This window comes from Ruegeria sp. HKCCA5839 (genome assembly GCF_013035585.1).
In the GTDB taxonomy this organism is placed as follows: domain Bacteria; phylum Pseudomonadota; class Alphaproteobacteria; order Rhodobacterales; family Rhodobacteraceae; genus Ruegeria.
Window position 1 is genome coordinate 256,178 of sequence record NZ_WQIE01000001.1, and the last position, 14,869, is coordinate 271,046.

14 protein-coding genes are annotated in these 14,869 nt (G+C 59.6%); 8 read left to right on the top strand and 6 right to left on the bottom strand.

Annotated features, from left to right (window positions below; all coding sequences use genetic code 11):
• Window positions 1-40 precede the first annotated feature (40 nt).
• Window positions 41-580 carry a GNAT family N-acetyltransferase gene (locus GOV38_RS01275; protein ID WP_171207341.1) on the top strand — a complete coding sequence of 180 codons (540 nt, stop codon included), beginning with the start codon at window positions 41-43 and terminating at the stop codon, window positions 578-580.
• 49 nt (window positions 581-629) lie between these two features.
• On the opposite strand, the gene GOV38_RS01280 is transcribed toward GOV38_RS01275, so the two are convergent.
• From GOV38_RS01280 to GOV38_RS01300, 5 genes are all read right to left on the bottom strand, one after another.
• A complete protein-coding gene (locus GOV38_RS01280; RefSeq protein ID WP_171099448.1) occupies window positions 630-2,120 on the bottom strand; it encodes a replicative DNA helicase in 1,491 nt (496 codons plus the stop codon).
• Window positions 2,121-2,345: 225 nt separating this feature from the next.
• Window positions 2,346-3,026, bottom strand: coding sequence for an orotate phosphoribosyltransferase (locus tag GOV38_RS01285; protein WP_171207342.1), 681 nt, complete (start codon window positions 3,024-3,026; stop codon window positions 2,346-2,348).
• Between the two features lie 84 nt (window positions 3,027-3,110).
• The gene (locus GOV38_RS01290; RefSeq protein WP_171207343.1) at window positions 3,111-3,593 is read right to left on the bottom strand and encodes a CinA family protein; all 483 of its coding nucleotides are present in this window, start codon (window positions 3,591-3,593) and stop codon (window positions 3,111-3,113) included.
• Window positions 3,590-4,087 carry a phosphatidylglycerophosphatase A gene (locus GOV38_RS01295; RefSeq protein WP_171207344.1) on the bottom strand — a complete coding sequence of 166 codons (498 nt, stop codon included), beginning with the start codon at window positions 4,085-4,087 and terminating at the stop codon, window positions 3,590-3,592. Before GOV38_RS01295 ends, GOV38_RS01290 begins: the two co-directional genes overlap by 4 nt.
• A complete protein-coding gene (locus GOV38_RS01300; protein ID WP_171207345.1) occupies window positions 4,084-5,214 on the bottom strand; it encodes a bifunctional 2-C-methyl-D-erythritol 4-phosphate cytidylyltransferase/2-C-methyl-D-erythritol 2,4-cyclodiphosphate synthase in 1,131 nt (376 codons plus the stop codon). The genes GOV38_RS01295 and GOV38_RS01300 overlap by 4 nt, the downstream gene beginning before the upstream one ends.
• Before the next feature lie 181 nt (window positions 5,215-5,395).
• On the opposite strand from GOV38_RS01300, the gene dusB reads away from it, so the two are divergent.
• The 7 genes from dusB to GOV38_RS01335 all read left to right on the top strand — a co-directional run bounded on the left by dusB (window position 5,396) and on the right by GOV38_RS01335 (window position 14,367).
• Window positions 5,396-6,379, top strand: a complete 984-nt coding sequence (gene dusB / locus GOV38_RS01305) for a tRNA dihydrouridine synthase DusB (protein WP_171207346.1) — start codon at window positions 5,396-5,398, stop codon at window positions 6,377-6,379.
• Window positions 6,376-7,455 (top strand): nitrogen regulation protein NR(II), encoded by a 1,080-nt coding sequence (locus GOV38_RS01310; protein WP_171099438.1) that lies wholly within the window; start codon window positions 6,376-6,378, stop codon window positions 7,453-7,455. Before dusB ends, GOV38_RS01310 begins: the two co-directional genes overlap by 4 nt.
• On the top strand, window positions 7,455-8,822 hold the full coding sequence (locus GOV38_RS01315) for a response regulator (protein ID WP_171129783.1): 1,368 nt from the start codon (window positions 7,455-7,457) through the stop codon (window positions 8,820-8,822). The genes GOV38_RS01310 and GOV38_RS01315 overlap by 1 nt, the downstream gene beginning before the upstream one ends.
• A 192-nt stretch (window positions 8,823-9,014) precedes the next feature.
• Window positions 9,015-11,210: a PAS domain-containing sensor histidine kinase gene (locus tag GOV38_RS01320; protein WP_254430424.1), complete on the top strand. Its 2,196-nt coding sequence runs from the start codon at window positions 9,015-9,017 to the stop codon at window positions 11,208-11,210.
• The gene (locus tag GOV38_RS01325) at window positions 11,207-12,616 is read left to right on the top strand and encodes a sigma-54 dependent transcriptional regulator (RefSeq protein WP_171099434.1); all 1,410 of its coding nucleotides are present in this window, start codon (window positions 11,207-11,209) and stop codon (window positions 12,614-12,616) included. Before GOV38_RS01320 ends, GOV38_RS01325 begins: the two co-directional genes overlap by 4 nt.
• The gene (locus GOV38_RS01330; protein ID WP_171207348.1) at window positions 12,594-13,163 is read left to right on the top strand and encodes a helix-turn-helix domain-containing protein; all 570 of its coding nucleotides are present in this window, start codon (window positions 12,594-12,596) and stop codon (window positions 13,161-13,163) included. The genes GOV38_RS01325 and GOV38_RS01330 overlap by 23 nt, the downstream gene beginning before the upstream one ends.
• A 43-nt stretch (window positions 13,164-13,206) precedes the next feature.
• A complete protein-coding gene (locus GOV38_RS01335) occupies window positions 13,207-14,367 on the top strand; it encodes an MFS transporter (protein ID WP_171207349.1) in 1,161 nt (386 codons plus the stop codon).
• Here the strand turns inward: GOV38_RS01335 and GOV38_RS01340 are convergent.
• A complete protein-coding gene (locus tag GOV38_RS01340; RefSeq protein WP_171129774.1) occupies window positions 14,345-14,824 on the bottom strand; it encodes a hypothetical protein in 480 nt (159 codons plus the stop codon). The genes GOV38_RS01335 and GOV38_RS01340 overlap by 23 nt on opposite strands.
• Window positions 14,825-14,869: the final 45 nt, after the last annotated feature.

The window sequence follows — 14,869 nt, forward strand, 5'->3', positions numbered from 1 at the left end:
TGAATGCAGTCTGGCATCGTAATCGGAAACGGAAGAACAAATGGAATTTTCTACCGGCCACAAAGATCACCAGGCCGAGATCGTCGCGTTTTTCGCGTCGGTTTTTTCGGCGTCAGAGGGGCCCGGCGAAGGCGCGTTGATCGGCGAATTCGTAACTGATCTGCTGGCGACAACCCCAGCTGAGGACGTGCTGGTGTGCACCGCTCACGACGAGCATGCGCTGGTCGGCTGCCTCTGCTGGTCTCGGATGCGGTTTGCCGAAGATACACGCATGGTATTCATCTTGTCCCCTGTGGCCGTTCACAGCGAGCGGCAAAGGGAAGGCATTGGGCAGAGGCTGATCGGATTCGGATTGGATCAAATGCGTTTACAGAAAGTCGATGTGGTTCTGACCTATGGCGACCCGGCGTATTATGGCAAATCCGGCTTTCTGCCCATTACGTCAGAGGTTGCGCAACCGCCTTTACCGCTCAGCTATCCGCATGGGTGGTTGGGACAATCGCTGACAGACGAGGCGTTGGCCCCTTTGCAGGGCCAATCCCGGTGTGTTGCGGCATTGAACAATCCCAACCTTTGGTGAGTTGACCACCACCGCCAGGTCGAACCGTTTTCCCGCAACGACAAGGGGGTCAGTACCCCTCGATCTCACCGCTTTGCTGCCAAGGCTTGACCAGATTGCCGAACCGCGTGAATTGCGCTTCGAACGACAGCTCGACCGTGCCGATGGGGCCATGGCGTTGCTTGCCGACGATAACCTCGGCCTTGCCGTGCAGACGCTCCATGGCCTGCTTCCACTCTTCCATCTTTTCCAACTCGTGATCGCCCGGCTTTTCCCGTTCCTTGTAGTATTCTTCGCGGAACACGAACATCACCACGTCGGCATCCTGCTCGATCGAGCCCGATTCCCGCAGGTCTGACAATTGCGGGCGCTTGTCGTCGCGGTTTTCGACCTGACGGCTGAGCTGAGACAAAGCGATCACCGGGATATTCAACTCTTTGGCGATGGCTTTCATCCCCATCGAGATTTCGGCAATCTCATTCACGCGGTTGTCGGACATGCCGCGGCACAGTTGCAGATAGTCGATGACCAGCAGATCAAGCCCGTGGGTTCTCTTCAGCCGCCGCGCACGCGCGGCAAGCTGAGAGATCGGGAGGGCGGGGGTGTCATCGATGAAGAGGGGGCAGGCTTCCAATTCCTTGGCCGCGTCCACGAAACGGCGAAATTCGGCCTCGGTCATGTCGCCTTGACGGATCTTGTGGCTGGAAATTTCCGAGGCTTCGGCCAGAACCCGGCCCGCAAGCTGCTCGGCGCTCATTTCAAGTGAAAAGAACCCGACGACGCCGCCATCAATCGCGCCCTCGGATCCGTCCGGCTTCAAACCGCGCTTATAGGCCTTGGCCACATTAAAGGCGACGTTGGTCGCCAGCGAGGTTTTACCCATCGAGGGCCGCCCCGCCAGAATGATCAGATCGGACGGGTGCAGCCCGCCCAGTTGTTTATCGAGATCGGCCAGACCGGTGGAAATCCCCGCCATGCCGCCACCACGCTGGTAGGCCTCGTTGGTGACGTTGACGGCTTCTGTGACCGCCTTGAGGAAGGATTGAAATCCTTGTTCGGTCTGGCCCTGCTCGGAAAGCTGATAGAGCTGTTGCTCGGCCTCGACGATTTGTTCTTTTGGTTCGCTGCTGACATCGACCCGCGCCGCCTTGTCCGAGATGTCGCGACCCAACCGGATCAGCTCGCGCCGGATGGCCAGGTCATAGATCATCTGGGCATAATCATGCACCGCAAAGGCGCTGATCGAGGCCCCGGCCAGCTTGACCAGATAGGCGGGGCCACCCAGTTCTTTCAGGCCCTCATCTTCGGCCATGAATGACTTCAGCGTTACGGGGGAAGCCAGCGCATTCTTGGCGATGCGATTGGCTGCCACCTCATAGATGCGGGCATGGACCGGGTCATAGAAATGCTCGGCCCCGATGATCGATGCCACACGATCATAAAGATCGTTGTTGGTCAGGATCGCGCCCAAAAGCTGCTGCTCGGCCTCGATCGAATGCGGCATTGTTTCGGCGTTCTGAATCTGTGCCGCTGCCTGCTCGATACTGCTTATCTCGTTCATCTTGTCCCCGCTGCCCGTGCGCCGGTTCTACACGCGAAACACCACCACAAGCTATCTGGAAATACCTGTGGCTAAGTTGGGGTAAAGCCTTGGGATAACTTTCCGGACAGTTTGGATATCTGAATGCGCTTGGCTTATTATGTAGGAATTGAAGCGAAAGTCACCAGATATCGTAGGCGAAGTTCCGATTCTTGTGGGCTTATCCCCAATCCATCCACAACAGATTTAACTGGATTTATTAGCCTCTTGCCAGCCACGTGGGTCGTTCAGAAATGCCTCGACCCCGCTAAGGGTCTCTGCGTCAAAGACCTTTTGCGCTTTGGCCTCGGCCAGAACATCCCACCAGGTGCACAGCGAATGCAGGGTTATGCCGTGATCGCCCAGAGTCTTTTCAGTCTCTGGGAAAATACCATAATAGAAAACCACCGCCGTGTGCCCGCAGGTGGCCCCTGTTTCGCGGATCGCGTCGACAAAAGACAGTTTTGATCCACCATCGGTGGTCAGGTCCTCGACCAGCAGCACCCGATCGCCTTCGCCCATCGTGCCTTCGATACGGGCATTGCGGCCGTAGCCTTTGGGTTTCTTGCGCACATAGGTCATCGGCAGCGCCATACGCTCGGCCACCATGGCGGCGAAGGGGATGCCCGCCGTCTCGCCCCCTGCGATGTTGTCAAACGCCTCAAACCCCGCATCCCGCATCACGGTGACCGTCAGGAAATCCATCAGGGTCGAACGGATGCGCGGGTATGAGATCAGCTTGCGGCAGTCGATATAGGTCGGGCTGGGCAGACCAGAAGACAGCGTGAACGGCTCGCGCGCATTGAAATGAACGGCCTTGATCTCCAGCAGCATCCGCGCAGTCAGGCGGGCGATTTCGGTGCTATCGGGGAAAGAACTGGGGATCATGGCGCAAACCTCTGGGCTAAGGGAATGTTGCGGGCTGATAGCCTGACCTTCGGGCCAGAGTCGAGCCTGATTGTTCGAGCAAGCTCAGGTATCGTCGGTTGGCAAAAGCGCGTCGCGCAGCAGCGTCAACGCGTGATCGCGCGCGGATTGGCGTACTTTGTCGCGTCCGAGCGCGCCAAACTCCACCGTTTCCGTCTGTGTGACATGGCCTTTGAAGGCCAGACCAAAGCAAACGCGGCCCTCGGGCTTGTAGTCAGAGCCGCCGGGGCCCGCGATTCCGGTGATCGACACCGCCAACTGCGCGTTTGAGTGCTGCAGGGCGCCTTCAGCCATTTCATGCGCAACCTGCTCTGAAACAGCGCCGTAAGTGTTCAAAGTCTGCGCCCGTACACCCAACATCTGTTCCTTTGCATCGTTGGTGTAGGTCACAAAGCCACGATCCACGACCGCTGAGCTTCCGGGAATATCCGTCAGCGCCGCCGCTACCATGCCGCCGGTGCAGCTTTCGGCAGTTGCGATCATGACACCGCGCGCTTTGGCCAGATCAAGAAGCTTGGATACGTTCACAGGCCCAATACCCCATGCGCGATGCCGGCCAAAGCCATGACGCCAATCGCGGCAAAGAAGCCGGCGATGACATCATCCAGCATCACGCCCATCGGGTCGCCCCTGCGGTCGGCCCAGCCGACGGGGCCGGGTTTGGTGATGTCGAACAGGCGGAACAGCAGAAATCCGGCCAGCCAACCGGGCCAGAGTGCGGTGATCTCGATCCCATGCGCCCAGCTGGGGTAGGAGATTGCCCAGATCGCGATGAACTGTCCTGCAACCTCGTCGACGACAATCTCGGATGGGTCGTGATCGTCTTGCCCTGCCGTCATTACACCCGTGGCCCAAAGCCCGGCAGCGAAAACCGCAAGTGTGGCCAGCACAAGCAAGGGGAAGCCGCCGATCACATGCAACAGCCAGGCCAAAGGCAGCGCCGCAACCGAGCCCCAGGTGCCCGGGGCAGGACGCAGATAGCCGACACCGCCCACCGTGCCAATCAGGCGCGCAAGGGTCATGATTCCACCAGACAGGCCGTGGCCAAGGCAGCGATGCCTTCGCTGCGACCGGTAAAGCCCAAACGCTCGGACGTGGTGGCTTTGACCGAAACCTGATCTGTCCGCAAGCCCATGATTTTCGACATTTCTTCCCGCATGGCCTGGGCATGGGGGCCGATTTTGGGAAATTCGCAAACCAAGGTGCAATCGACGTTCGAGATGGCATAGCCCATGTCACTGGCCAGCGCGACGGCGTGGCGCAGAAAGATCTCGCTGGCCGCGCCTTTCCATTGCGGGTCAGAGGGCGGAAAATGCTGGCCGATATCGCCCTGCGCCAGTGCGCCATAGATCGCATCGGTGACCGCGTGCATCCCGACATCCGCATCCGAATGCCCCTGCAACCCGCGACTGTGGGGTATTTTGACACCACACAGGATCACGTGATCTCCGTCGCCAAAGCGGTGCACGTCATATCCGTTGCCCAGCCTTACATCCATTTCCGTTCCCAATATCCGTTCCGCCCGGGCAAAATCCTCGGGTCGGGTGATTTTCAGATTATCCGCATCGCCCGGCACGATATGCACATCCAGCCCTGCGGCGCGGGCGACTTCGACATCATCTGCGGCCCCGCCGGAATGTGCCGCATGGGCGGCGACAATGGCGTCATAGTGAAACCCTTGCGGGGTCTGCGCGGCAAACAGGCTGCTGCGATCCTGCACCCCTTTGACGGTGTCCTCTGATCCCACCCACAACGCGTCGGTTACTGCAAGGCCCGGCGCTGCAGCTTGGTGGGTGTTCAGGGCCTCGACCACGTCCTTTATGATGCGCGCAGACACGCATGGGCGCGCTACATCGTGGATCAGCACCTTTTCCACACCCAGACCTGTCAAAGCCTGCAATCCATTGCTTACCGAGCCCGCGCGATCCGCGCCCCCAGGCGCCAGGATCAGGTCGCTTTTGCGGAACTCGTCCCAGGGTGCCCGGTCGTCTTCTGACAGGACCAGAACAACGTGATCAACCGCCCCGCGTAACCGGTCCAGCGTCCAGTCCGCGACGCGTCGCCCGGCCAGGCTGCGCCACTGCTTTGGAACACCGCCACCGGCGCGTATTCCGCGTCCTGCGGCGACGATGATGGCGGCTGTGGTCATGGTCAAATCGGCTCCTGTCTTGGGCTTTGTTTAGGGGGCGGTGAATGCAGTGGCAATCACCTCTGATCGAGTGATTAAAAATTAGGCAGGTGATGATTTTGCAGGCTTATTGCCTTGCGATTCATTGTTCACCCCCTCAAGACCCGGTATCAAAGCGGTAATTGCCTAAGGATTAAGCACATTGACACTGCGCCTCGCTGACAAAGACGTGTCACCACCTGTTTTGCTGGCCCCCATGGCCGGAATCACCGATCGCCCGTTTCGCGATCTGGTGATGCGCTTTGGTGCGGGGTTGGTGGTGAGCGAAATGGTCGCCAGTCAAGAGATGGTGCAGGCCAAGCCCGGTGTCCGGGAGCGGGCCGAACTGTCGGCGGATGTGGAAAACACCGCTGTGCAACTGGCCGGGCGCGAGGCGCATTGGATGGCCGAAGCTGCGCGACAAGTGGCAGATCGCGGCGCGCGGGTAATCGATATCAATATGGGCTGCCCCGCCAAGAAGGTGACCAATGGCTATTCCGGTTCAGCCTTGTTGAAGACCCCAGATCACGCGCTGACGCTGATTGAGGCTGTGGTTGCCGCCGTGGACGTGCCTGTGACGTTGAAAACCCGGCTGGGTTGGGATGACGCATTGCTGAACGCGCCCGTGGTCGCGCGCCGGGCGCAGGATGCTGGGGTTCAGATGGTCACCATTCACGGGCGCACGCGCTGTCAGTTTTACAAGGGCCATGCCGACTGGCGGGCCATCCGGGCGGTGTCTGAGGCAGTTTCGATCCCTGTCATTGCCAACGGTGATATCGTGGACAGCGCCGCCGCGCGCGGCGCGTTAGACCAATCCGGTGCAGATGGCGTGATGATCGGGCGCGGTGCGCAGGGCAAGCCCTGGCTGTTGGCGCAGGTGTGCCACGATCTTTTTGGACAGACCGCACCCGAGGTTCCCGAAGGTGACGATCTGATTGACATGGTGCGTGCGCATTATCAGGCGATGTTGAGCTTCTATGGCCGGGATCTGGGCCTGCGCGTCGCCCGCAAACATCTGGGATGGTACATGGATGAGGCCGGAACGCCGCCGCAGCTGCGTCGTGCGGTTCTGACGTCGCGAGATCCCGAAGAAGTCATGCGCCTGCTTGCAGATGCTTTAACTCCGGTTGAGCAGGTGGCGGCATGAACTCGGACAAAAGCATATGGGCCTCGCTGCCCGTTCCGGCCTTTATCATTGACCCCGAAGACCGGATTGCTGACGTGAATTCTTCGGGCGAAGGGTTTCTGAACGCGTCGCGCAAGGCGGTGATCGGCACGCCGGTCTGGGACATGATCGCCGTTGACGCGCCCTTGGAAGAGGCGTTCCTGCGCGCCCGTGCACAAAGCACGCCGCTCTTTGTCAATGATGTTGATGTTGGGTCCGGCAACCGGGCACCTCTGCAATGCGCGCTTCAGATCGCGCCGCTGGTCGGGCATGAGGGCTCGATGATCATGACCATCTCGCCACGCGAGCTGGCCGGGCGCATGACGCGAGGCAATACGGTGAAATCGGCCGCGCAATCGGCCATTGGCATGGCCGAGATGCTGGCGCATGAAATCAAGAACCCGCTGGCCGGGATCACCGGCGCGGCGCAACTGCTGAGCATGAATATACCGGCGGAAGATCTTGAACTTACTGATCTTATCGTGGCTGAAACCCGCAGGATCGTGAAGCTGTTGGAGCAGGTCGAGCAGTTCGGGAACCTGTCCGTGCCTGATTTCAAGCCGGTCAATATCCATGACGTGCTGGACCGTGCGCGCAGGTCGGCGCTGCTGGGCTTTGGTGCCCACATGACCATTATCGAGGATTATGATCCGTCCTTGCCTCTGGCCTATGGTGACCCGGATCAGTTCCTGCAAGTGGTTCTGAACCTTCTCAAGAACGCCTCGGAAGCTGCTGACCCCAAGGGCGGAACCATTCGCCTGCGCACCTATTTCGAACACTCGTTCCGCCTGCGTCGCAGTGACGGGTCGGGCCATTCGCTGCCCTTGCAAATCGAGATTATCGATGATGGCCCTGGCCTGCCCGAGAAAATTCGTAGCGATATTTTTGACCCGTTCGTGTCGGGCAAGGAAAACGGCACCGGGCTTGGTCTGGCGCTGGTTAGCAAAATCGTCTCGGACCATGACGGCTGGATATCGGCTGACTCGGTCCCCGGACGCACCGTATTTCGCCTGTCCCTGCGGCGGGCGCCCAAAGAAAGCAAAAAGGAGAGCAGCTGATGGATGGCACTATTCTGGTTGCCGACGACGACCGAACCATTCGTACGGTTTTGACACAGGCTCTGACCCGCGCCGGGTGCAAGGTGCACGCAACCTCGTCGCTGACAACGCTGATGCGCTGGGTGGCAGAGGGCAAGGGGGACGTCGTGATCTCGGATGTAGTCATGCCCGATGGCAACGGGCTTGAGATGCTGCCCAAGATTGCGCAGGACCGGCCCGGTTTGCCGGTGATTGTCATCTCGGCGCAGAACACGATCATGACGGCGATTCAGGCCGCTGAAGCGGATGCCTATGACTATTTGCCGAAACCCTTTGATCTGCCGGACCTGATGAAGCGCACCGCGCGCGCGCTTGAGCAGAAGCAACGCAACATTCCCGACGCACAGGAGGCAGCAGAAGACCGTCCCGATGAGTTACCTCTGGTTGGACGCACACCGCTGATGCAGGCACTTTATCGGCTTGTCGCGCGGGTGATGAACACCGATTTGCCGGTGATGATTTCTGGTGAAAGTGGGTCAGGTAAGTCTCTGATTGCACGTGCTATTCACGATTTTTCGGATCGTAGGACCCTGCCGTTTGTAACGGCCACGGCAGCTGACCTGAGTGATCTGGAAGGCCCGGCACGGGTGATGGCACGCGTGCGTGGGGGCACTCTGCTGATCGACGAGATCACCGATATCGAAGACGAGATTCAGGCGCGCATCGTGCGCATGATGGATACTCCTGGTGATCATGTGCCACGGTTCATGGCCACCAGCCAGGGTGATCTGACCGAAGCGATGGAGACCGGGCGTCTGCGGCAGGATCTATATTATCGCCTGTGCGGAGCAACTATTCACGTGCCAGCGCTGCGTGAGCGGGTAGATGATATCACCTTGCTGGCTGAACATTTCCTCACGCGGGAAGAGCGCGAGACAGGTATCAAACGTTGGCTCAGCCCCGAAGCGGTAGAGCTGGTGCGCCGCTATTCCTGGCCCGGCAATGTGCGGCAGTTGGAAAACGCGATCCGCAGGCTGAGCCTGACCAGCCGGGCGAAAGAGATTTCCAAGGCCGAGGTCGAGCTGGTTCTGGGTAGCCAGCCCGAGGCCGAACCGGTTTTGGGGGATGGCGAGCGCGAAAAACTGTCGACCTCGGTCGCGCGCCATTTGCGCCGATATTTCGACCTGCACGGCAATATCTTGCCACCTCCGGGTCTGTATCAGCGCATTCTGCGCGAGGTCGAGGCGCCTTTGATCGAGATTGCCTTGGACGCAACCGGCGGAAATCAGGCGAAATGTGCCGATTTATTGGGAATCAACAGGAATACGCTGCGGAAAAAGATAACTGACCTCGATATTCAGGTGACACGCCGTCGCAAACTGATGTAATATCGCCACACAAACTGTGGCGTCCAGGTTCAAAGCTGGGAAAGACCACGAGATATGGCGGTTAGCCGCGCAAGCGGCACATCAGGATGAGGGCAGACGGTGGCAACGCGGGCACAGAGCGGGCCTATTCCAGCGATTAACCGGTGGCGAAAGTCCCGGAAACTGCGCAATTTCAGCACCTTGGGCTTGGTTATGCTGGGCCCCGTTCTGGCGTTTGCAACCTATCTGGTTATTGGTCCCTTTGATCTGGGTGCTGCGGCGCCGACCCTGCGTCTGATTCTTCTTGCCGATCTGGTTTACGTGCTGGTTGTGGCCGCTCTGGTGCTGGGCCAGCTTGGCAGTCTGATTGCGGCACGCCGTGCAAAATCCGCCGGCTCGCGGCTGCATTTGCGCTTGATCGGCGCGTTTACGCTGCTGGCGCTGGTCCCCACGGTGACCGTGGCGATTTTTGCCGGGCTAACGGTGAATATCGGGCTTGAAGGCTGGTTTTCGGATCGGGTGCGCGGGGTGGTTGGATCCTCGCTCAGCGCCGCCGAAGCCTATGAACAAGAACACCGGCAGGGCCTGACTCAGGATGCGGTGGTCCTGGCGCGGTTTCTCGACAACGCTCGGTCGCTGGATTTCTATATCTCGGATGCCGAACTACGCGAGGTATTGGCGCAAGGGCAAGGCCAGATCCAACGTGGCCTGCGCGAGGCTTATGTGATCGACGGCAGCGGGGAGATCCGCGCACGCGGCGACAGATCCTACCTGTTCGACTATGAACAGCCGACGCCCGAACAGATGATCGAAGCGCAGGATGCGCGCGTCGCGATCATCGCCGATTGGGCCAATAGCGAGTTTCGGGCCCTCGTGCCGCTCAGGGCCTACACGGATCGTTATCTTTATGTCAGTCGCGAAGTCGATGGCGAGTTGCTCACGCTGTTGGATGAAACCAAGGAAACGGCCCAGTTCTACAGCCAGCTTGAAAGCGACCGTGGGCGGGTTCTGTTTCAATTTGGCCTGCTCTATCTGGGATTTGCGGTCATTCTGATCCTGGCGGCCATGTCTTTGGGGATGTGGTTTGCCGAACGCCTGTCGCGCCCGGTCGGGCGGTTGACGACTGCGGCGCAGCGCGTCGGGGCAGGGGATTTGAGCGTCCAGGTGATCGAAGAGAAAAGCGATGACGAGATCGCGATGCTGGGGCGGTACTTCAACCAGATGACCCGCCAGCTCAAAGGACAGCGTGACACGCTGCTGGAAAACACCCGTCAGATCGAACGCCGCCGTCGTTTGTTCGATTCCGTGCTCAGCTCGGTCACATCAGGCGTTGTGGGGGTAGATTCGGACGGGTATGTCACCTTCGTGAACCGCTCAGCCCAACGCTTGCTGGACTGGTCGCGGGGCGAAGAACATCTGGCGATTGGTATCGCTGTGCCCGAATTCATGCCTCTGTTCGAAAGTCTCAAGGAAAGCGGGCAGGAGGCCGTACAGGAAGAGATCAAGGTCACCCGCAAGGGACGGTTGGAAAACCTGCTGGTGCGGATGGCGACCCGGCGTGGCGAGGATGGTGGCTTGGAGGGCTATGTGGTGGCCTTTGACGACGTCACCGATCTGGTCAGCGCCCAGCGTATGGCGGCCTGGGGCGATGTTGCCCGCCGCATTGCGCACGAGATCAAGAACCCTCTGACGCCCATTCAGCTGAGCGCGGAGCGGATCAAACGCAAATTCTCTCCCAAACTGGAAGAGGATGACTGCGATACGATGGTGTCGATGACCGATGTGATCGTGCGGCAGACGAATGATTTGCGGCGCATTGTCGATGAGTTCTCGAAATTCGCCCGGATGCCCGAGCCGGATCGCCATGAGGCGGATGTGGTGGATATGGTGCGTGAGGCCGTGTTGCTGCAGCAGGCCGGTCAGCCCGAAGTGGAGATCACAGCCGATCTGCCGGATCAGCCGATCATGGGCGATATTGATGCCACCATGCTGAGCCAGGCGCTGACGAACCTGATCAAGAACGCGGGTGAAGCGATTGAAACCCTGAAACAAAAAGGTGCGCCCGAAAATCTGGCGCCGCAGATAAAGGTGGTTGTGTCCAGTGACGACGCGGGCACCCAGATCACCATTGCCGATAACGGCATCGGCCTGCCCGAAGATCGAGCGCGGCTGTTTGAACCCTATGTGACGACGCGGGACGAGGGCACGGGCCTTGGCTTGCCGATCGTCAAGAAAATCATCGAAGAACATGGCGGAGCGCTGAGCTTGGAAGATGCGCCCGTCTTTGACGGACAGGACCATTTTGGCGCAATGGCTGTGATCCGACTGCCGGGGGTCAACGATGCCCCAATCTCTGCGCCATCAAAACAGGCGATTAAAACCAACATAGTGAAAGCAGGCCAAAGATGAGCGATATTCTGATCGTAGACGACGAACGCGACATCCGCGAGCTGGTGTCCGATATTCTTGAGGACGAAGGCTTTTCGACGCGGCTCGCAGGGAATTCCGATGACTGCATGGCGGCCATCAATGCCGAGCCTCCGGGGCTGTTGATCCTTGATATCTGGCTGAAAGACAGCCGGATGGACGGGATCGACATTCTCAAGGCGGTGAAACGGGACAACCCGGATGTACCGGTGGTCATTATCTCGGGCCACGGCAATATCGAGATCGCGGTCGCTGCGATCAAACAGGGCGCTTACGACTTTATCGAAAAGCCCTTTAACATCGACCAGCTGATGGTGGTGATCCGCCGCGCCATGGAAACCTCGCGCCTGCGTCGCGAGAATGCCTCGCTCAAGCGCAAAGAGGTCAGCAGCTCGGACATGATCGGCAAATCGGCGGCCTTCCGAGGCATGCTGGGGCATCTGGACAAGGTGACCAAATCGAACGGTCGGGTGATGCTGAGCGGGCCAGCCGGGTCCGGCAAAGAGATTGCCGCGCGGTATATCCACGCTCATTCCAACCGCGCTAACGCACCATTTGTGACCGTCAACTGCGCCGGGATCGAGCCTGAGCGGGTCGAAGAGGTGCTGTTCGGGCGCGAGTCGGCCGAGCGCGGTGTGGAATCGGGCCTGTTGGAAGAGGCGCATGGCGGGGTCATCTATTTCGATGAGGTGGCCGATATGCCATTGGGCACGCAGTCCAAGATTCTGCGGGTGCTGGTGGATCAGCAATTCCAGCGGGTCGGCGGCAGTGACAAAGTGCGCGTCGATCTGCGGGTGATTTCATCGACCAATCGCGATCTTGAGGCAGAGATCGCAGCCGAGCGGTTCCGCGAGGAACTTTATCACCGTCTGAACGTTGTGCCGATTGCCGTGCCTTCGCTGGAAGAACGGCGCGAGGATATTCCGGTTCTGGCGCAGCATTTCATCGAAATGTGCAACGAGACTCAGGGCCTGCCGGTGCGGGAATTGTCGGATGAGGCCGTCGCCTTGTTGCAGACCATGACCTGGCCGGGCAATGTGCGACAGCTCAAGAACCTGATCGAGCGGGTGCTGATCCTGGGGGATGGCACTGATCCGATCGAAGCGCGCGAGCTGCCGAGCGAAGAAGAAAAATCCGACGAATCCGGTCGCGTCGTTCTGTCGGGGGCTCTGGCGACCTTGCCGCTGCGCGAAGCCCGCGAGGCGTTCGAGCGCGAGTATCTGCTGACCCAGATCAATCGATTTGGTGGCAATATCAGCCGCACCGCCAGCTTTGTTGGCATGGAGCGCAGCGCGTTGCACCGCAAGTTGAAATCGCTGGGCGTTGTGACTTCGAACAAATCCGGCGCACGAGTGGCCCAGATCGATGAACCTGAACCGGCAGAGTGATCTGCCGGGCTATCCCGCCTTTGGCAAACGCCTGAAGCGGGTGCGGCGGTCGGTCGGGTTGAAGCAATCGGCATTGGCGCAGGCGATGGGGGTCAACCAAACAACGGTGTCACGTTGGGAAAGTGGCTCTCTGACCCCTTCGGCCGCAGCGCAACGCGCCGTCTTTCGCGCCTGCGGCGGCACGCAGATGGAGGATACCGCGTTGAAGCGTCTGGTGATGCATTCGTCGCAATGTCTGCATCTCGTAGAAGAGGCCAGCCACAGGTGTCTGGCGTATTCGCCGGGGCGTGCGCGCGATTGGAAGACCAGCCAAAGCGCCTTGCTGGGCGTACCACTTTGGCAATTTGCCACAGAAGAGATCCAAAAGGCCGAAGCCGAGCTGGAAGAGGAAGGCTGGTGGGACCTTCAGATGCCCAAGCCCAAAGCGTTCCAGACCTCCGAGGCCGTGCATGACTGTATCCGCATCAGTGCCGGTCAGATCCTGTGGGAACGTTTGTATCTGTCAGATGGAACGCCGGTTCGGTTGGTAAGCCCCGGCCACGCATAATTTATGCGTTTCAGCACGTGCCAGACCCGGCTAGAACCGGGCCATGGTACAGATTTTCAAAGTTCTTTTGCTCTGGATGGCAGGATTGGGCGCGGCCACGCAATTCGCCAAGATCGCCGTCCCTTTTGCCGACGTAGCGTTGCTGTACCCCGATCACACCGGGTGGCTCTTGTCGATCATCAGCTTGATCGGCGCGGTACTGGGGGCCTTGTCCGGCGCCATCGCGGGCCGGGTCGGGCCAACGCGTCTGCTGATCTTTGGTCTGGTTCTGGGTGGTGCGATTTCTGCGTTTCAGGCCAGCCTGCCGGGCTTTGCTGCGATGATGGCCAGCCGTGTGGTCGAGGGCGTTTCGCATCTCGCCATCGTGGTCGCCGCGCCAACCTTGATCGCTCAGATCACCACCGGACGGGCGCGCAACGTCGCAATGGTCTTGTGGAGCGCGTTTTTCGGTGTGGCCTTTGCCCTGAACGCCTGGATTGGCTTGCCCTTTGTCTCACAATTCGGACTGCCCGCTTATTTCATGACCCATGCGGCGCTGATGGTCTCGACCGCGGTATTGATCCTCGCGTGCCGGATTAAGGTTGATCTTGGGCCGCATGAGGGCTCTGGCTTTGGCGTGACCGCGATTGCCCGGGTTCATCTGAACATCTATCGCTCACCCTTTATCTCGGCCCCGGCGGTGGGATGGTTCTTTTACACGCTGACCTTCGTGTCCTTGCTGGCCATTTTGCCCTCGCGTCTGCCTGAGGGGCAGGGTACAATTGTTGCGGGGCTGATGCCTTTGGCTGGCATCGCCTTTTCCTTCGCGCTGGTTCCGGCTTTATCGTCGGTGATCTCATGTGTGGCGGTGACGATGCTGGGGTTCTCGCTGGCCATCGCCGTTCTGGTTGCATCCCTTATGGGTGCGCCGCTGGCGGTGATCTGCGTCGCCTTGTTCGCTGTGCTGGGCCTGGTGCAGGGGGGCAGTTTTGCTGCCGTGCCTGAATTGAACTCAGTTGCTGCAGATCAGGCGGCCAGCTATGGGGCTCTGGCGCAGATGGGCAATGCGGGCAACCTGCTGGGCACTCCGATCCTGCTGGCGGTTCTGGGCGTGGGCGGAGAGCCCGCGATGGTGCTGGCGATCATCCTGTCTTATGGTCTGGCAATTACCGCGCATGGGTTTTTGGCGCGTCGCCGCGCAATCAGCCTGACTGACCCGGTGTGATGATCTGAAACGACCCGTCATCGAATTTGACAAAACACGATTGCGGGCTGAGCGGTGGCAGGGTTGTTGTTCGGCCAGGTGGCACGCTTGATTTTACCCCGGACTTGCAGGGTGGCAAACTGACCGGACGAAAGCCTTTTTCGGCCATGCACTGCGCCTCGACCGTGTTGCGCAGGCCTTTGTTGACATCGACGGTATAGATGCGTCCCGGCTCCCACCAGCCTGCGGTGCGGTGACAGCGACCATTGCCGTCGCAATAGGTCCGCCCCGGCCAATAGGTCGGTGGAGTCTGCCGGATCTGGTTAGCTACTGGCGCGTCCTTGAGGGCCGCAACTTGACACGCGGTCGTTTCGGCCTGAAGCCGCGATACGCTTTCACCTTCGCGATAATAGAGCGACATGGGTCCGCAGGACATGAGCGTCAGGATTGGGATCAACAAGGCCAGCTGTGTTTTCATATGCTTATCTTGCCTCAGCCTGCGGGATATGACAATTCAATTGAC